At 40.9% G+C, this 18,517-nt stretch carries 13 protein-coding genes and 1 riboswitch; of the genes, 6 read left to right on the top strand and 7 right to left on the bottom strand.

The window, feature by feature from the left end:
* The first annotated feature begins 29 nt into the window (after positions 1-29).
* Positions 30-1,931, top strand: a complete 1,902-nt coding sequence (locus IV514_RS10745) for a beta-ketoacyl synthase (RefSeq protein WP_206485213.1) — start codon at positions 30-32, stop codon at positions 1,929-1,931.
* Positions 1,932-1,993: 62 nt separating this feature from the next.
* Here IV514_RS10745 and IV514_RS10740 read toward each other — a convergent pair whose 3' ends face one another.
* The 4 genes from IV514_RS10740 to folE2 all read right to left on the bottom strand — a co-directional run bounded on the left by IV514_RS10740 (position 1,994) and on the right by folE2 (position 10,212).
* A complete protein-coding gene (locus IV514_RS10740) occupies positions 1,994-2,767 on the bottom strand; it encodes a transporter substrate-binding domain-containing protein (RefSeq protein WP_206485212.1) in 774 nt (257 codons plus the stop codon).
* Between the two features lie 142 nt (positions 2,768-2,909).
* On the bottom strand, positions 2,910-4,325 hold the full coding sequence (locus IV514_RS10735; protein ID WP_206485211.1) for an FAD-dependent oxidoreductase: 1,416 nt from the start codon (positions 4,323-4,325) through the stop codon (positions 2,910-2,912).
* Positions 4,326-4,355: 30 nt separating this feature from the next.
* Entirely contained in the window at positions 4,356-8,816 is a 4,461-nt protein-coding gene (gene gltB, locus IV514_RS10730; RefSeq protein ID WP_206485210.1) for a glutamate synthase large subunit, read from the bottom strand.
* A 469-nt stretch (positions 8,817-9,285) separates the two neighbouring features.
* A complete protein-coding gene (gene folE2 / locus IV514_RS10725) occupies positions 9,286-10,212 on the bottom strand; it encodes a GTP cyclohydrolase FolE2 (protein ID WP_206485209.1) in 927 nt (308 codons plus the stop codon).
* A gap of 212 nt (positions 10,213-10,424) precedes the next feature.
* Here folE2 and IV514_RS10720 point away from each other — a divergent pair, with 212 nt between their 5' ends.
* The gene (locus IV514_RS10720) at positions 10,425-10,853 is read left to right on the top strand and encodes an Hpt domain-containing protein (RefSeq protein ID WP_206485208.1); all 429 of its coding nucleotides are present in this window, start codon (positions 10,425-10,427) and stop codon (positions 10,851-10,853) included.
* Positions 10,854-10,894: 41 nt separating this feature from the next.
* Here IV514_RS10720 and arcA read toward each other — a convergent pair whose 3' ends face one another.
* The 3 genes from arcA to IV514_RS10705 all read right to left on the bottom strand — a co-directional run bounded on the left by arcA (position 10,895) and on the right by IV514_RS10705 (position 14,574).
* Entirely contained in the window at positions 10,895-11,596 is a 702-nt protein-coding gene (gene arcA / locus IV514_RS10715) for a two-component system response regulator ArcA (protein ID WP_206485207.1), read from the bottom strand.
* Between the two features lie 201 nt (positions 11,597-11,797).
* A complete protein-coding gene (locus tag IV514_RS10710) occupies positions 11,798-13,426 on the bottom strand; it encodes an ATP-binding protein (RefSeq protein ID WP_206485206.1) in 1,629 nt (542 codons plus the stop codon).
* Positions 13,427-13,539: 113 nt separating this feature from the next.
* The gene (locus IV514_RS10705; RefSeq protein WP_206485205.1) at positions 13,540-14,574 is read right to left on the bottom strand and encodes a methyltransferase; all 1,035 of its coding nucleotides are present in this window, start codon (positions 14,572-14,574) and stop codon (positions 13,540-13,542) included.
* Positions 14,575-14,723: 149 nt separating this feature from the next.
* On the opposite strand from IV514_RS10705, the gene IV514_RS10700 reads away from it, so the two are divergent.
* The 4 genes from IV514_RS10700 to dapA all read left to right on the top strand — a co-directional run bounded on the left by IV514_RS10700 (position 14,724) and on the right by dapA (position 18,517).
* Positions 14,724-14,948 carry a DUF4266 domain-containing protein gene (locus tag IV514_RS10700; protein ID WP_206485204.1) on the top strand — a complete coding sequence of 75 codons (225 nt, stop codon included), beginning with the start codon at positions 14,724-14,726 and terminating at the stop codon, positions 14,946-14,948.
* Positions 14,939-16,228, top strand: coding sequence for a DUF3570 domain-containing protein (locus tag IV514_RS10695; protein ID WP_206485203.1), 1,290 nt, complete (start codon positions 14,939-14,941; stop codon positions 16,226-16,228). Before IV514_RS10700 ends, IV514_RS10695 begins: the two co-directional genes overlap by 10 nt.
* 27 nt (positions 16,229-16,255) lie before the next feature.
* A complete protein-coding gene (locus IV514_RS10690) occupies positions 16,256-17,164 on the top strand; it encodes an FAD:protein FMN transferase (protein ID WP_241242285.1) in 909 nt (302 codons plus the stop codon).
* A gap of 122 nt (positions 17,165-17,286) precedes the next feature.
* Positions 17,287-17,492, top strand: a riboswitch (Lysine riboswitch).
* Between the two features lie 83 nt (positions 17,493-17,575).
* Positions 17,576-18,517 carry a 4-hydroxy-tetrahydrodipicolinate synthase gene (dapA, locus tag IV514_RS10685; RefSeq protein WP_206485202.1) on the top strand — a complete coding sequence of 314 codons (942 nt, stop codon included), beginning with the start codon at positions 17,576-17,578 and terminating at the stop codon, positions 18,515-18,517.

Raw genomic sequence — 18,517 nt, 5'->3', positions numbered from 1 at the left:
TTAGTTACCCTATATTGAGAGAAAATTTAATGACTGCATTACCAGTAATTGTTGGAATGGGTGGTATCAATGCCGCTGGACGAACTTCATTTCACCAAGGTTTTCGTCGTATTGTGATTGATAAATTAAATGAAGAAGCACGCCAAGAAACTTTTGTTGGCTTAGCGACTTTGATGAATTTATTAACTTACACAGATGGTAAGTTACAAGATCAAGACGGTAATGAAGTGACTCCAGATCAAGTGGAAGCAAAGTTTGGTGAACAAATTTTAGCAGGAACGCTTATTCGCAAAATTGAAGCAGAGCATTTTGATCCGGATGCGACCTCTTGGCAACAAAAATTAACCATGCAGTCTTCAGAGACAGGTATTTGTTTTGAAACGCGTGCTCGAGACTTACCAGTACCGTTACCGAGAAGTTGGAAAATCACAGAGCTTAGTGATAAGCGTGTGCGGGTTGAAATTGCCGGCGAAGTTGAAGTGATGCATGCCTCAACACGAGACAATCCGATTAAAGCCGCGGGGCAGTTTCCTACTGGGTTCGATCCAGCAGTGCTTTACAATAGCCGATACCAGCCTCGCGGGTTACAAGCGACAATTTTTGGCGCGGCAGATGCTATCCATTCCACTGGTTATTCGTGGGATACGCTGGCCAGTCATGTCAGTCCTGATGAGATAGGCACTTATTCAGCTTCGGTATTTGGCCAAGTTCAGGCCGAAGGCCATGGCGGTATGATGCAAAATCGTTTACGAGGAGAGCGTGTTTCAACGAAAAACTTAGCGCTTGGTTTAAATACCATGTCAACTGACTTTATCAATGCTTATGTCACAGGTAGTGTCGGGACAACATTTACTTCAACCGGAGCCTGCGCGACTTTTTTATATAATTTAAAAGCGGCTGTTCAAGATATCAAGGCTGGGCGTATTCGACTTGCTATTGTCGGTGGTAATGACTGCTCTATCACACCAGAGGTGATAGAAGGCTTTGGTAATATGAGTGCCTTAGCAAATGAAGAAGGGTTGAAGAAACTTGATGGTATCACCGAAGGTGAAGCCGATCATCGAAGAACTAGCCGACCGTTTGGCGAGAACTGTGGCTTTACTATCGGTGAAGCGGCTCAGTTTTTGGTGATTATGGATGATAGTTTAGCCTTGGAACTAGGTGCTAAAGTGTTAGGTTCTATCGCGGATGTGTATACCAATGCAGATGGCATCAAAAAGTCGATTACAGCGCCGGGTCCAGGTAATTATATTACTATGGCCAAATCGGTCGCTTTAGCAAAAAGTATTCTCGGCGAAGAAGCGGTACAACAACGTAGTTTTATCTTAGCGCATGGCTCTAGTACACCGCAAAATCGTGTCACGGAATCATTAATATATCACCGTATCGCTGACAGCTTTGGTATCTCAAATTGGCCTGTAGCAGCGCCTAAAGCATATTTAGGTCATACTATTGGCCCTGCTAGTGGTGATCAGGTTGCGTGGGCGCTAGGGGTTTTTGAATATAATATTATGCCGGGTATCACCACCATTGATAAAGTGGCAGACGATGTCTATGACGAGCGATTAAATATTGCCACTGAGCATTGGCAATGTCAGGATATGGATATTGCATTTATTAATTCAAAAGGCTTTGGTGGTAACAATGCAACCGCGACTATTTTCTCACCTAATGTGACCTTATCTATGATGGAGAAACGTCATGGCGCGAAAGCCATGGAGTGTTATCGTGATAAATTGATTTCCGTTGAATATGCTCAGCAAGCGTATCGTCATCAAGCGGATAATGCACAATTTGATTTGATCTATAAGTTTGGTGATGGTGTATTAGCGGATCAAGATGTGGAATTAACCGCGGCTAGCATCTCAATGACTGGTATGAAAAATACCATTGAATTGCCAAGCGTCAACCCTTTTAGTGACATGGTATAACCTACACTTTTACAATTATTAATAATTAAATGCGGGCAGTTGTCCGCATTTTTTTGATCAGGTTACTGTGTTTCTGTGATTTGCCATTTTTGTTTAAGCTGATTGAGTACCCCGTTTTTGCTGATCTCACCATAAGCTTGTTGAAAGTGTTTTACCATTTTTTCATCTGAGTTGAGATTAAAGGCGATAGCTAAATCATTGTTCAGCTCTATTACTTCGCCTATCTTTTTTATTATATCAATATCTAAGCCTAGGCTTCGTGTTTTTGCAATCATGTTAATTTCTGTGTCAATGATAAGATCTACTCGATTGAGATAAAGCATACGTATGGCTTGGGTTTCTCTGGTAATAAGGTGAGTGTTGAAAAAGTTATGACGGGTTAAGTATTTTTCAATGTTTGAATTTTTTGTTGCTGCGATTCGCTTACCTTTTAATAAAGCCAGAGGGATTTCATCCTGAAAGAATTGGTTTTTTAATCCCCAAAAAAATAACCGTTCTTTTGTTAACTTGCCAACCCAGCGAAATAAAGGTGTCCGTTTTGCTGTCTTGGCCATTGAATATATCATGATATTTTCATTAGTTATCGCGGTTTGGTAGGCACGAGCCCAAGGCATTACAGTGATGTTAGCTTCGCTTTGGGCTTGTTCAAATAAGGCGTGTATCACTTCAGTGGCAAAGCCGCCGAGCGAGCCGTCACTATTTTGAGTTTGATAAGGCGCTAAATACTCAGTGACGACATCAATTTGATAATAAGTTGTTTCAGCAGTAAAAGCATTCAGAGGGTATAGTGACAATAATACCAAGATATAACTGAAGAAGTTCACTAATTTGTACATCAACTACTACCCAATTGAACAATCAATATCTAGTATAACAGATTGTCATAGTACTGTTTTAATGACACCTTTGCAGAGACACTTTATTCAAATAAAAAAAGATAGCCAAAGCTATCTTTTTTGGGAAAGTTAGAGGGTTAGATTAGCTGAGCACGTAGTCTAATATTCCTAATGCAGCTTTTCGTCCTTGGTCAATCGCAGTAACGACTAAGTCTGAACCAAGTACCATATCGCCACCAGCAAATATGTTTTGCTTAGAGGTTTGTAAAGCGAATTCGCTATTATCTACTGCGATCACGCGCCCTTTTTCATCTAATTCAACACCGGCGTCTTTCATCCATTGTGGCGGGCTTGGTAAAAAGCCAAAGGCAATCACCACAGCATCAGCTGGCATGACAAATTCACTACCTGCTATAGGCTCTGGACGGCGACGACCGTTGCTATCAGCCTGACCAAGTTGGGTTTTAACAAATTTTACCCCACACGCTTTACCTTCATTATCTACAGCGATATCAAGTGGTTGAATGTTGAATTGGAAGTTAACGCCTTCTTCTTTAGCATTTTGTACTTCACGAGGTGAGCCTGGCATATTTTCTTCATCACGACGATAAGCGCAAGTGACTTGTTCTGCGCCTTGACGAATTGAAGTACGGACACAGTCCATCGCGGTATCACCACCACCAAGCACAACGACTTTCTTGCCAGAAAAGTTCACATAGGGCTTCACGTTTTCTGTTAACCCCATGACGTTTTGGGTGTTGCCGATCAAGAAGTCGAGGGCATTATATACACCTGGTGAGTTTTCATTGTCAAACCCTCCCGACATATCTGTGTACGTCCCTAAGGCTAAAAATACTGCGTCATATTCATCACTTAATTGCTTAAATTCGATATCCACACCAACATTGGTATTTAAGCGGAATTCAATGCCCATGCCTTCAAATATTTCACGACGTTTTTTAATCACCGATTTTTCAAGTTTAAATGACGGAATACCAAAGGTAAGTAAACCGCCAATTTCAGCGTGTTTATCAAACACGACACAGTCGACACCATTACGTGTCAATACGTCAGCACAGGCGAGACCCGCTGGTCCAGCACCAATAACGGCAACTTTTTTACCTACTTTCGTCACTTGTGATAAATCAGGTGTCCAACCTTGGGCAAATGCAGTATCGGTAATGTACTTCTCGATATTGCCTATGGTAACAGCACCAAACTCATCATTTAAGGTACAAGCAGACTCACATAACCTGTCTTGTGGGCAAACTCGGCCACACATTTCGGGTAAGCTGTTGGTTTGATGGCATAGTTCAGCGGCTTCAAATATTTTACCTTCGGTCACTAACTCTAACCACTGTGGAATATAGTTATGCACTGGGCATTTCCATTCACAGTAGGGGTTACCACAATCTAAACAGCGATCGGCTTGTCCTGCACTTTGATCGCTACTTAATGGATTATAAATTTCAACAAAATCGATTTTGCGTTGGTCAATCGGTTTTTTGGGAGGATCAATGCGATTGACATCGATAAATTGATAAACATTTTTACTCATGTGAACTCTTCCTCAATTCGCGTTCTATCATTACTGCGCTTGAACGCGAAGTTCAGCAGATGAACGGCTACGATGACCCAGTAGGGTTTTAACATCTGTAGCTGTTGGTTTAACTAATTTAAATAACGGGGCAAACTTATCAAAATTGGCTAAAATGTCTTGTGCCCGAAGACTACCTGTTTCTTCAAAGTGTTGACTGATGATGCCACGTAAATGCTCTTGATGTATGGTGAGATCTTCAATTGGTAAACTTTCAATTGATTCATTGTTTAAGCGTACCGCTAAGTCATCCGCTTCATCAAGTACATAAGCAAAGCCACCTGTCATGCCCGCACCAAAGTTAACGCCAACTTGACCAAGAATTGTGACAATACCACCTGTCATATATTCACAGGTGTGATCGCCTGTGCCTTCGACTACTGCATGACAACCTGAGTTTCGAACGGCAAAACGCTCACCCGCTCGGCCACAAGCATATAAATGGCCGCCAGTAGCACCGTATAAGCAAGTGTTACCCATGATCATGGTTTCATGGCTCTGATAAGCAACCCCTTTAGGTGGTTTGATTGTCAATTTACCACCTGTCATGCCTTTACCAACGTAGTCATTGGCATCACCGGTAAGTGTCATTTCTAATCCACCAGCATTCCAGACACCAAAACTTTGGCCAGCTGTGCCCGATAGTTGTACTTTTATCGGAGTAGATGCCATGCCTTGGTCGCCGTGATGTCGTGCGATCTCACCAGAAAGAGCTGCACCTACGGAACGATCTGTATTTTGAATGCTGAAGCGGAATTCACCGCCGCTACTGTGGGTAACCGCATCAAGACAAGTGTCAACAAGTTTTTGATTAAGCAGACCTTTATCAAATGGGATATTGGCTTCCGTTTGGTGTAATGCGGTATTTTCTCCAGCAACCACCGGGGCAATAATTGGCGATAAATCCAATTTTTGCTGTTTCGCACTAATACCGGCCAGCGGTGTTAATAAATCGGTGCGACCTATGATGGCTGTCAGGCTTTCCACGCCCAGCTTAGCAAGTATCTCACGGACGTCATGAGCAATAAATTTAAAGTAATTCATCACTTGATCAGGTAAGCCTTTAAAGTACTGCTCTCGTAATACATCATCTTGTGTGGCAACACCTGTTGCACAGTTATTTAAATGACAAATACGCAAGAATTTACAACCTAAGGTCACCATAGGAGCCGTACCAAAGCCGAAGCTTTCAGCACCTAAAATTGCCGCTTTAACAATATCTAAACCAGTTTTTAAGCCGCCATCGACTTGTAAACGTACTTTATGACGTAAGCCATTATCAACTAATGACTGATGAGCTTCCGCTAAACCAAGCTCCCAAGGACAACCCGCATATTTCACTGAGGTTAATGGGCTGGCACCTGTGCCGCCGTCATAGCCTGAAATGGTGATAAAATCTGCATAGGCTTTGGCAACGCCTGAAGCTATGGTACCTACACCTGGGCCAGAAACGAGCTTAACGGAAATCACGGCTTTAGGGTTGACTTGTTTTAAGTCAAAAATCAGCTGTGCTAAATCTTCGATAGAATAAATATCGTGATGTGGCGGTGGCGAAATTAAGGTAACACCAGGCACTGAAAAACGTAATTTTGCAATCAATGGTGTGACTTTATCTCCAGGTAATTGACCACCTTCACCTGGTTTTGCACCTTGAGCAACTTTGATTTGTAACACATCGGCATTCACTAAGTAATGCGGTGTTACACCGAAGCGGCCTGAGGCAATTTGTTTAATACGTGAATTTTTTACGGTACCAAAGCGGCGCTCATCTTCACCACCCTCACCAGAGTTTGAAAAACCACCGAGGCGGTTCATGGCAATCGCCAATGCTTCGTGAGCTTCAGGGCTCAATGCACCAATTGACATTGCTGCGCTATCAAAGCGTTTAAATAACTCACTTTCTGGCTCTACCTTATCAATACTAATGGCTTGCGTATCATCTTTTAGAGCAATTAAATCTCGCAATGCGGCGGCAGGGCGATTATTAACTTCTTGAGCGAATTGTTGATAGTCACTGTATTCACCACTGCGCACTGCTTTTTGTAACAAGCTCACTACGTCAGGATTGTAAGCGTGGTATTCACCACCGTGCACATATTTTAATAAGCCACCATGGTTGATTTTTTGGTGCGCTAGAAATGCCTTACGAGCGAGGTTGATATTATCTTGTTCGATATCAGCGAAGTCTGCGCCAGCGATCCTGCTTGGCAGCTCAGGAAAACACAGTTGCATAATGTTTTGGTTAAGGCCAATAACTTCAAATAACCCTGCACAGCGATAACTTGCTATGGTCGAAATACCCATTTTAGAGAGTATTTTTAGTAGTCCTTTATTAATACCATTACGATAATTAATTACGGCATCACGCGCCGATAATTCAATCTGTCCTTGATCAACCAATTGTTCGACGGTTTCTAACGCCAGATATGGATAGATAGCGGTAGCACCTAAACCAAGTAGTACCGCAAACTGGTGCGAGTCACGTACTGACGCAGTTTCAACAATAATGTTTGAATCACAACGTAGTTGTTCAGCAACTAAACGTTTTTGTACCGCACCTACAGCCATTGCCGCCGGAATAGGTAATAAGCCTTTTTGTATATTGCGATCCGATAGCACTAAAATAACAGTATTTTGATTTCTTACCAGATCAACTGCCTCGTCGGCAAGTCTTCTGATAGCAGCTTCTAAGCCTTCTTCAGGATCATAATTTAGCGTTAAAGTGTCTGAGCGATAATGCTTCGGATCGAGTTCGCGTAATTGTTTTAGACCGGTATACATCAAGATCGGTGTTTCAAACAAGATGCGATTAGCATGTCCGGTTGTTTCATTAAATACATTATGCTCACGGCCAATACACGTACCTAGCGACATTACATAGCGTTCACGCAATGGGTCTATTGGTGGATTAGTCACTTGGGCGAATTGCTGGCGGAAGTAATCATAAAGGGTACGAGGCTGGCTAGATAATACAGCCATCGGCGTGTCATCACCCATAGATCCTGTTGCTTCTTGGCCATTTTCAGCGAGTGTTTTAATCACTTGCTGAATTTCTTCATAACTATAGTTAAATAGTTTGTGATATTCAGCAATGTGTTGATCATCAAAAACGCGTTTACCGATTTGCTCTGCAGCTAATTTATTAAAGGGTACTAAGCGACGGATATTGTTATCTAACCACTCGCGATAAGGGTGACGACCTTTTAATTCATTGTCGATATCATTCGATAGAAACACTTTGCCGTTATAGGTGTCTATGGCTAACATCTCACCGGGACCAACACGACCTTTTTCTATCACTTCATCTTCACCGTAATCCCAAATGCCGACTTCAGAGGCTAACGTGATAAAGCCATTTCTGGTAATCACATAGCGGGCAGGACGTAAGCCATTTCGGTCAAGGTTACAGGCAACATGACGACCATTGGTCATTACTACCCCAGCTGGACCATCCCAGGGCTCCATGTGCATCGAGTTAAACTCATAGAATGCTTTTAATTCATCATCCATTAATGGACTATTTTGCCAAGCTGGTGGCATTAGCAAGCGCATGGCTCGGAATAAGTCCATACCACCGGCTAAAAACAGTTCTAACATATTATCGAGTGATGAAGAGTCAGAATCTGTTTCATTCACAAATGGCGCGGCATCACGTAAATCTGGCAATAAAGGTGATTGGAAACGATAAGTACGTGCTCGACACCACTGTCTATTACCTTTGATAGTGTTGATTTCACCGTTATGGGCTAAATAGCGGAACGGCTGAGCTAAGTGCCATTGTGGTGAGGTATTGGTAGAGAAACGCTGGTGGAAAACACAGATAGCCGTTTGCATGCGAATATCAGCAAGGTCTAGATAAAAGTTAGGCAAATCTACCGGCATGACTAAGCCTTTGTAGATTGTCACTAAGCATGACAAACTGGCAACATAAAACTTTTCATCATCAATACGGTTTTCAGCACGGCGACGTGCCATATATAAACGACGTTCTAGATCTCGATTGCGCCATCCAGGAGGGGCATCAACATATACTTGCTCAATAGCCGGCACATTGCTGGCGGCTATTTCACCTAAAATTGAAGGGTCGGTTGGTACTTTTCGCCAGCCAACAATTGTTAAGGTTTCTCGGTCTAACTCTTCTTCGAGTATTTGCTTTGATTTTGCTGCAATCACAGGGTCTTGATTCAAAAAAATCATACCTACGGCATATTTACGCCCTAGCTTCCAATTGTTTTCTTCGGCGATTGCTCGAAAAAAAGAATCAGGCTTTTGCATTAATAAACCACAACCATCGCCGGTTTTTCCATCTGCGTTAATACCGCCACGATGTTGCATGCGATCGAGCGCAGAAATTGCAGTTTTTACAAGTTTATGACTGGTTTCACCCTGCTGATGGGCAATTAGACCAAATCCGCAGTTATCTTTTTGACTATTGGGATCATAAAGTTGCATGTTGTTTCTCCTATAAAAATACCGACTTGGTTACAGATTTTAAAAAGGATAAAGTCATGCAAAAAATGCATAAATAATCTGTTTTGACCTAAGAGGAACCCCTAACATTAAACACTTATTTGGCAAAGGTCAATAAAAATAGAGTTTTTGCTCGTAATTTTTTTACATTTGTATATCTCGCTGTTTTTTAAGGGTTTAGGTGGTTATTTGTGGGTTTTTGATAAAATAAAATGAGAATAATAATCAGTTATGATGTGTTGTTGTCTGTTAAAGGTAATAAAATGTAGTTTTATTACATTTTATAGGTGCTTGATAAATTGTAAAAATATTGATTATTTATTCAAGAAATAGTCATGTTGTCTATACAGGTTTAGCGAGTAAATATTATTTTTTACTATGGTATAAACAAAGGTAACAAATAAAAAAGCCAGCAATGATGCTGGCTTAGTGATAATGAACTATTGCTATCCTAGGGGAGGTACCCTCCCGGAATGCCTTTTGTTGTGATACTTACTGCGTCATGAGCATGAAGGGATTCTAGGTGATTTATTTTTAACCAAAAGTCATCAAACTCGGAGGTCAGGTTCATTGCATGCTGTAAACGGCGTGCGGCGTCTTCACAAAACATTAAGTTTTGGCCATTGAGTCGGGCGAATTCTTGTTCGTCTTCACGTTTTACCGCTGCTTGTACTGGGGTTTGCAAAGCGGTTTCAACGAGGTTGACGATATCAGTAATAGGAAACTCTGTCGTGGCGGTATTAAGCTTTACCTTAATTTCAGCAACGGAGCGTTGGCTATGGGGGGTGGCAACTATGCCATCAGTGGTCCCTAACCATTCATGAATGCTATCTAAGTCAACATTATTGCTGTCATTAAACGACTCTTTAAATGCTTTTTGAATCAATTGGCGCGCCAAGGCTGCTGAACAAGGACAAGTGGATGAATAGCGCACATCAATGGCAAGTTCAATGGCAAGCTGTCCTTTATCTAAACGCCCCGTTATCGTGATCGGGTATGCTTTCCACCCTTGTTTACCACTGATTAATGACTTGCGACGTAAGTGATAGTCAAAGTGAAACACAACTTTTGCATTATCGCTTAGCTCTTGGTGACTGGAAATAAAACCATCTAATAGACTAACTAAGCTTTGATAATTCAATTCATTGTCTGTTGATAATTGATCAAGTAGTAGATACAAGCGCGACATATGTATGCCTTTAGCTTGCGGATCTTTAAGGTTTACTAGGGCATCAACGAACGCTGAAACCATGCGAGGTGACTCGCCTTTTGCGGTAAGCATAATAGGCATTTCTATGTTGCTCATCCCAACCCAATCTAACGTCCCTTCAGTTTGGGCTGTAGTGTGATTGGCTATATCAGGCATTATTGTAGACATGGTTTCTCCGAAGTGTGTTTTGTTATGTAAAGGGCTAGGTCTTTCCTAACTACAGTCATAACGAAAATAACGTTGATGCCTAACAATAATTTGCGTTAGCTAGGCGTTTGTTTAATGGTGAACGACATCGCACCACAAAAAGGCGGCTATTTTGAATGAAATGAGTAATAAAAGCAATATAAATAGCGGGATTTAGCTGGGGCAGAAATATTTTGTCAAGCGTTGGAGATGACATTATCAATGAGCTTGATACAATACCAATTAGTTACTTGAAAAAGGAAGTAGTTGTGCGAGAACATCATCAATTAGATACGACATTGTTAGCAGGTTACATGGATAACCTAGGTAAAGAGATTGTGCAGCAAATGTTGGATTTATATTCGCAACAATCGGTTGTATATTTACAAGATATTGACCAAGCACTCACCGATAAATCTCAACAGCAGTGGCAGGAATGTTGTCATAAAATGAAGGGCGCAACTGGCAGTGCCGGCTTAATTGATGTCCATGCTAAATTAGTTGATATTGAAAAATTGACAGACAGCTGGTCAGAAAAACAAATACATTTCACTGAACTTTCACAATTGAATACTGCGGCAATTGACGCTTTTAATCAGTGGCTGGAAAGTAATCAAGGCTAGTTTTGCTAGCCTTGATTAAATATGAAGAGCCGGTGAGACTGTTATTCAACATTACCAACAAAGCGATACCCTTCACCATGAATGGTATTGATTAGTTCGGGGCAATCTTCAACGGACTCAAAATGTTTACGTAATCGACGGATGGTGACATCCACGGTACGGTCGTTCGAGCGTAAATCACGACCAGTCATCTCTTTAATAAGCTGCTGGCGAGTGACTATTTGCCCTGTATTGGCAATTAATAACCTAAGTGCTCGATACTCTCCGCGAGGAATTGATATGACATTACCATCAGGTGCAGTCATTTTGCGAGAGTTACCGTCTAACTCCCATTGATTAAAGCGAATGATCGCATTATCTGATTCTTGCTTACCTTGGGAAATTCGATTGAGGATGTTGCGCGCACGAATCGTCAGCTCTCTTGGGTTAAATGGTTTAGTTAAATAATCATCCGCGCCAATTTCTAAACCGAGAATTTTATCAATATCACTATCTCGACCCGTTAAAAATATGAGCCCTAGCTCACTGTTGTCAGTGAGTTCTCGCGCAAGTAATAGTCCATTCTTACCCGGTAAATTGATATCCATAATGATGAGGTTAATGGCACTTTGTTTGAGTTGTTTTTCCATTTCCTCGCCATTAATAGCTTCTGAAACTGTATAGCCTTCAGCTTCAAATAAATTACGGAGGTTGAAGCGTGTAACGTCTTCATCTTCTACAATGAGAATGTGAGGTTTTTGCATACCTAAGTTTCCAGTTGTTATGCTATTAAGGTTTTGAATATTATAGCTGATTAACTAAATATTCATATTATTCACAAATGTTAATCTATCTTGTTATCTATGTTATACAGGCTGTCCCTAAAAAACAATGTGTACAGGCTATCTATAGCAGAAAATAGCAAAAATTTGACCAAAGTTGTTACCAGAGGCGGGGTTATCTTTCTATAACAATTGCTCACTAATAGGGAAGTTTATTTCAAATATCACCCCTTTATCGAGATCACTTTCCATACGAATATTCCCACCCAATGCTTGTGTGACTAGGTTATACACTAAATGTAAACCTAAGCCACTGCCACCTTCTCCGCGCTTAGTCGTGGTAAACGGCTCAAAAACTTTCTCTTTCATGGCGGGATCTATGCCTTTACCATCGTCTTGATAGTGGATGTTAAGTTGTTCGCCCAGCTTCATCACTTTCACTTTAATTGAACCATGATCTCGTTGGTCAAAGCCATGGGTGATAGAGTTTAAGATCAGGTTTATCATCACTTGGTTGATTGGCCCAGGTTTACTAACCACCATGAGTTCAGCGGGGCAGTCAAAGTCGATTTGATAAGGAGTGCTCTTAATTTGGGGGGCCAAGGTAAGTAAAATTTCACTGAGTAACTCTGAAAAGTTAAATTGTCTAAACTCTTCACTGGACTGATCGACGGCGACTTTTTTAAAGCTTGAAATTAATTCGGCTGCTCGCTTTAAGTTACGATAAATAATCCCGACGTTTTCTTCGCCATCAGCAAGGAATCTTTTTAACTGACTAGATTTTAGGGTTTTATCGTGAAATGCCGAAGAAATTTCATGCAACCTGTCTGATAGTAAGGTGGATGCGGTCACTCCTAAGCCTATCGGAGTATTTACTTCATGGGCAATACCCGCAACCATATCGCCTAGTGATGCCATTTTTTCACTTTCTACCAGTTGGTCTTGATATTGATGTAATTTTTCTAATGTAGATAACAATTCTTGATTAGATTCTTTCAGGGCGTTGGTTCGAGACTGTACTTTCGTTTCTAATTCACTTGTCAGTTTCAAACTTTGTTGTTCTGCTAGATCTAATTGTTTAATTTGTCGTTCAATTCTTCCTAAAAAATTATTAATGCTACGCGCAAGAAAATCGAACTCTTTAATCGGCATTTCACTTACCCGATCCGAGTAATTTTTAGATTTGGAGAGTTGTAAAATTTCATTGCGTAATACGTTAAGTGGAAGGGTGATTTGTTGTTCGAGCCTAAAAGCAATGAAAAATGCAATGATGAGTAAAATAATAAAGGCGATCGATAATGTGATAATAAGCTGACTCTTTAAGGTGAGTCCGTGGTGACTGTCTATTTGAGTAAATACATAACCAAGGGTTTGTTGATCTTTTTTTATCGGCAGAGCGTACCTGACAATGTCATTGTCGATACGGGGCTGATTATAAAGCTTAATATCTTGCTCTGATAATTGGCCGCTACTTGGCAATTCTGTACCTTTGATATAATCATAGCGCGCCACTAATTGAGTGTTATTGTTTATTAGTTGGTAAATATCTATATGCTGGATGTTATTTATTGCTTTAAAGGTTGTCAGTTTCTCCGCGAGCGATTGCTGCTGTCCTGTATAGAGATCATCGGCGGTTAACGCACTCACATAGCGAGTTAAATTAATAATATTTTGTTCTTGCTGTTGTTCGGCTTCATCAAGAAAAATGCTGGCGACAAAAAGCATGGCAATAAAAACAAAGGTAAATATAAGCCCTAGCATTGACACTAGGATCATATGACGAACTGACTTTGTATTATTTTGTGCTTGCATGCGTTACTGGTTAAATTGTTAATTCATCTCTTTGGATAATTGTTGAATTTTCACTAGATTGCAACTATTTCGTTATATTAATAACACGGGCTAATAAATTAATTTACTTAGAGTTATTGTCGTTTTGCTTGGTAGACACTAAAGCCTTGCTTTTTAACGATGGTATTTACATGACCAAACGCTTGCTCAATAATTGGTTGATATTGTAGAAAACTGTTGGCAACAATCAGTAATCTCCCCTGAGGTGTGAGCTGTTGGTAAACCCCTGCTAAAAATTGTTCTGTGGCAAGGTAATGGGTTTTAATGCCTTGATGGAAAGGTGGGTTTGAAATAACAAATTGATACTTTTCTTGGATATGTGACAAGCTATTGGTTGCAATTGTTTTTCCGGTTAAACCATTAATGGCTAATGTTTTTTGCGATGAAGTTAATGCAAGAGCATTGACGTCAGCTAATGTTAATTCTGTCTGTGGATGGGTTAAGCCAATAAAGGTGGCGATAACGCCTGCGCCACAACCAAAATCAAGTAAGCTGCCTGTAATGCTATTAGGTAGATGTTCGAGTAACACTTTACTACCCGTATCTAAGCCTTTTTGACTAAATACCCCTGGCAATGCTGCGACCTTAAATGATGTCTGACCTAGCTCGACTTGATAGTAGTTATACCAATCATCAAGGTTAAATGCCTGTTGAGAGTTGCTTAGTGTGATTTCAAACATAAGACAATGGCGAGCAGCATCAACTTTGTTGCAGTAGGTACAGAGGTCTTTGATCAGCTTCGCGATTGATTTTATGCCACTTTTGTTTTCACCTAACAATAAAATATTGGTGTCTTCAGTAGTGCAGTCAGCCAACATGCTGAGGGTAAACAATAATTCATTTTTACTTTTGGGAAAGGTGATGATCACTAAATCATGAGTGATGTCGGTTTGATATTGTGCCGCAAAAATACAAGCATGGTTAGGTTTAGCTTGATGAGCAAGGTGTAATTCAAAGTTCGTATCGTAATAACTGACTTGGCTTTGCGGATTTTGCTGTTTGATTAACTGGGCTGCATCATCATCAGGCATGTTAATTAGCAATGGAGTTTTAGCTTTTAATAGGTCTTCGTTGCGTGCAAGTAATTGGCTTAGATTGGTAAGATGCATTACAGAGTCTAACTTATGTCTTATTATTTTTATATTCTACCGTGGATTGTGGTGAGCACCAAACAGTAATGAACATCTGGCACAAGTCACCTTAAGGTTGCCTTAAGGTTGGAAAGTTATAAATCAAGAATAAACTTAATGGGGTAGTTATGAAAAACAAAAATCTGTTATTTACCGCAACTTGTTTTGCTTTATTGCTTTCTGGTTGTTCTTCACTTGGTGTAGAGCCTTGGGAAAGAGATATTTTAGCAAAAAAGGAAATGGCATTAACGGCTTCACCAATCGATGCTGCTTTGGATGATCATATCTATTTCAGTAAAGAAGCTTCAAGTGGCGGGAAAAGCTTTGGTGGTGGAGGTTGCGGATGCAATTAAGTAAAAGACGTGACGTAAAAGCACTTTTAACCACAGCTACTTGCGCGTTATTAGGCGGAGCGCAGGCAAGTGCAACAGAAAGTAGCAGTGAGCAATGGCAATTTGATACTGCGGTGTTGTTCTACAGTGAAAGCGAACGTGTAAGTGCTGTCGAAGCGATAGTGGCTGGGCAAAAAAGTTTCGCCAATGATCAACGTTTAAATGTCAAATTAACCATAGACTCTCTTACGGGAGCATCGGCAAATGGTGCGGTTGCTCAACCAAATGCTCAAACCTTTACTCGTCCTTCTGGCAATGGTCAATATCATATCAAAGCGGATAAGACTCCACTAGACGATACCTTCAAGGACACGCGTGTACAGCTGACCGGACAATGGACACAACCTTTATTTAATGATTATACCTGGAGTGTTGGTGGTAACCTTTCAAAAGAATATGATTATTTATCGCTTTCAGTAAACAGTAATTTAGCGCGAGACTTTAATAAGAAAAATACCACTGTTTCAGCTGGTTTTTCTTATGCTTTTGATCAAATAGAGCCAGAAGGTGGCTTAGCTAAGCCCTTTACGACTATGGCAGTTGATTCTTTTGGGACGCCTGAATTTGATGATGCCTTTGCTCAAATAAGAGATGGTTCAACGGAGGATAAGAATACCTTAGATTTATTGTTCGGCCTCACCCAAGTGATCAACCGTAACACTATAGTACAGCTCAATTATAGTTATTCAGATGTTAGTGGCTATTTAACGGATCCGTTTAAAGTTATTAGTGTGGTCGATCAACATGGCATGAGCCAGCGTGCTATCTATGAAAATAGGCCAGATACTAGAACCAAACATGCATTTTTTGGTCAAGTTAAAACTCATTTCAATAATACCATTTTAGATGCATCTTATCGCTTTATGACCGATGATTGGCAAATTGATTCTCATACACTTGATATGCGTTACCGCATATCACTGAATAACGGCCACTTTGTTGAACCTCATGTACGCTATTATACGCAGTCTGCGGCCGAGTTTTATCAACCGTTTATTCAAGACGACGCTATGGCGCTAGATTACTTGAGTGCTGATTATCGGATTGGTGAGATGGATGCGTTTACTGTTGGAATTAAATATGGGCTACCAATGAGCAGTGGTGATAGTTTGTCATTTAGATTGGAGTATTATCGCCAAACACCAAAAAACAATGGCACTGAGGCGATTGGTGCGCTCAAGGATGTTGAACTTTATGAGCCTGTTGATGCAATCATTGCACAAGTTAGTTATTCTTTTTAAATTGAATAATTATTTGTAGGGAAATCAATGGATAGGCAGGTCGAATGTATCACCAGAGATGGTGGTTTTACCTTAACTTTCTTTGCCATGGCAAGTCCTTGTGAAGTGCTCATTGATACGCTTGATAAAAGATTAGCCATGCTGATAGGACAAAAGGTTGCTGCTGAAGCTTGGCGCATTGAAGATAAGTATTCTCGTTATCAAACCACCAGCGTTTGTGGGCAGCTAAATACAAACGCTGGTACGCGATGCCCGATAGATGAAGAAACGTATTTATTGTTACAATTTGCCGAACAGTGCTACCAGCTCAGTGATGGACTTTTTGACATCACTTCTGGCGTGCTGCGCCGAGCATGGCATTTCGACTGTTCTGATAATATTCCTACCGAGCAACAAATAGCAAAATGGCTACCTTTGGTCGGCTGGCAACGGGTAAGCTTTGATCGTCATGGATTTACTATGGCTAAAAACATGGAGATTGATTTTGGTGGTATCGGCAAGGAATATGCGGTGGATAAGGCGATGGATATTGTCCAAAGCATTATTAAACAACAGACAGAAGCCGTAATGCCTGTATTGATCAATTTCGGTGGCGATCTCGCAGTGAATGGCCCTCGCAATAGTGATCAAGCATGGCAGGTTGGCGTTGAACACCCAAGTTTAACTGAGCAAAGTGTGATGATGGTCAGTATTCGTTATGGGGCGATTGCCACCAGCGGCGATGCTAATCGTTATTTACTAAAAAATGGTGTTCGTTATAGCCATGTGCTGGACGTTAAAACAGGCTGGCCAGTCAAGAACCCACCCAAATCAATTACCGTCGCAGCTCCTAAATGTATTCAAGCAGGTTTATTAGCGACTCTCGCCTTGTTACGAGGAAGTCAGGCCAGTGAATACTTGTCTGAGCAAGAGATCAAACATTGGGTGATTGATTAAAGGAAGTTTAGTTTTGAATACATTTATCGACTTACTTTATTGATAAAGTTTAGAATAAATGTTCTAATAATCGCGTCCCTTATTCCTGTTGGCCAGCACCATAAAGTGTGTTGGTAGACAAAAGGGCCAGAAGAGGAGCGTTAACTAGGTAGTTTTCATGAAGAGATCAAACTCTAATGATTGATTACGATGGAGATTAACGCCGAGGTAATAATATATTTGATGATGTTATTATCGGTTGTTTAGGTTGAATCCTAACAATTGTCACCTTGTTTAACTAATCATTTTAGTTAGTTAAGTTAGTAAATGGTGGAGAGCTTCTGGCCTTTGTAAGCCTCTCTGCCATTCTCTTGGTAAGTGAGCGTATTGCAAACGCCACTAAGTTCTCCGAACAAATAGAGTTCGTGAGAAATGAATCAAACAACACAAAATATTCACAATACTGTACTATGGACAGCCTTGGTTACGCCAATGCATGAAGATGGTTCGGTTGATTTTGACTCCCTAGTATCACTGGCAAAGCGTCAAGCTAATGCTGGCAATGGTATCACTTTGCTTGGTAGCACAGGTGAAGGGCTGGCACTCAACGCCAGTGAACAATTTGCCATTGTTGAGTGTGTTACAAAACTGGCACTCGATGTGCCTATTATGGTCGCGGTTGGCGGTTATAACTTAGCTGCGCAACAAGCATGGATCTCACAATGTGATCAACTGGGTGTCGATGCTTATTTAATTGCTTCACCTATTTATGCAAAGCCCGGTGTTCAGGGATTAACCCACTGGTTTCAAACCTTATTATCGCAAGCAAACGCCCCTTGCATGATTTATAACGTGCCATCGCGAAGTGGCGTCAATATTCCCGTAGCGGCAATACAAAACATTCAAGATCATCCTAATTGCTGGGCGATTAAAGAAGCAAGCGGTGATCTAAATACCATTTTAAATTTTCGACAACATTGCCCCAAAGTCGCGCTATACAGCGGCGAAGATGCCATGATGCCATATTTAGCTGGCGCGGATGTGCAAGGCTTAGTATCTGTCGCAGGTAATGTTTGGCCAAAAGCAACGAATCGATACGTAAAACAAGCACTGGCGGGAGAGCATAAAGGCTTATTTCCGCTTTGGCATAATGCGGTAGCAGCGCTTTTTCAAGTGGCAAGCCCAATAGCCACCAAAGTGTTGATGGCTGAAAAGGGCTTATTAATTTCCCCGAAACTGCGTGAGCCTTTGACCGAGAAAGAACTATCCACATCACAGCAACTCACTGAAATTGATCAACAAATTAATCAGTGGTTGACCCAAAGTCAGCCCAGTGAAGCGAATAATATTCAACAAATTATCGGAGTTAAGTAG

It is taken from the genome of Thalassotalea sp. G2M2-11, from assembly GCF_017168195.1.
GTDB lineage: Bacteria > Pseudomonadota > Gammaproteobacteria > Enterobacterales > Alteromonadaceae > Thalassotalea_E.
This window is presented reverse-complemented; position numbering and strand designations above follow the sequence as displayed.

Coding starts and splice junctions, on each gene's coding strand:
- IV514_RS10745 (WP_206485213.1), top strand. CDS start 30: ATGACTGCATTACCAGTAATTGTTGGAATGGGTGGTATCAATGCCGCT.
- IV514_RS10740 (WP_206485212.1), bottom strand. CDS start 2,767: ATGTACAAATTAGTGAACTTCTTCAGTTATATCTTGGTATTATTGTCA.
- IV514_RS10735 (WP_206485211.1), bottom strand. CDS start 4,325: ATGAGTAAAAATGTTTATCAATTTATCGATGTCAATCGCATTGATCCT.
- gltB (WP_206485210.1), bottom strand. CDS start 8,816: ATGCAACTTTATGATCCCAATAGTCAAAAAGATAACTGCGGATTTGGT.
- folE2 (WP_206485209.1), bottom strand. CDS start 10,212: ATGTCTACAATAATGCCTGATATAGCCAATCACACTACAGCCCAAACT.
- arcA (WP_206485207.1), bottom strand. CDS start 11,596: ATGCAAAAACCTCACATTCTCATTGTAGAAGATGAAGACGTTACACGC.
- IV514_RS10710 (WP_206485206.1), bottom strand. CDS start 13,426: ATGCAAGCACAAAATAATACAAAGTCAGTTCGTCATATGATCCTAGTG.
- IV514_RS10705 (WP_206485205.1), bottom strand. CDS start 14,574: ATGCATCTTACCAATCTAAGCCAATTACTTGCACGCAACGAAGACCTA.
- IV514_RS10700 (WP_206485204.1), top strand. CDS start 14,724: ATGAAAAACAAAAATCTGTTATTTACCGCAACTTGTTTTGCTTTATTG.
- IV514_RS10695 (WP_206485203.1), top strand. CDS start 14,939: ATGCAATTAAGTAAAAGACGTGACGTAAAAGCACTTTTAACCACAGCT.
- IV514_RS10690 (WP_241242285.1), top strand. CDS start 16,256: ATGGATAGGCAGGTCGAATGTATCACCAGAGATGGTGGTTTTACCTTA.
- dapA (WP_206485202.1), top strand. CDS start 17,576: ATGAATCAAACAACACAAAATATTCACAATACTGTACTATGGACAGCC.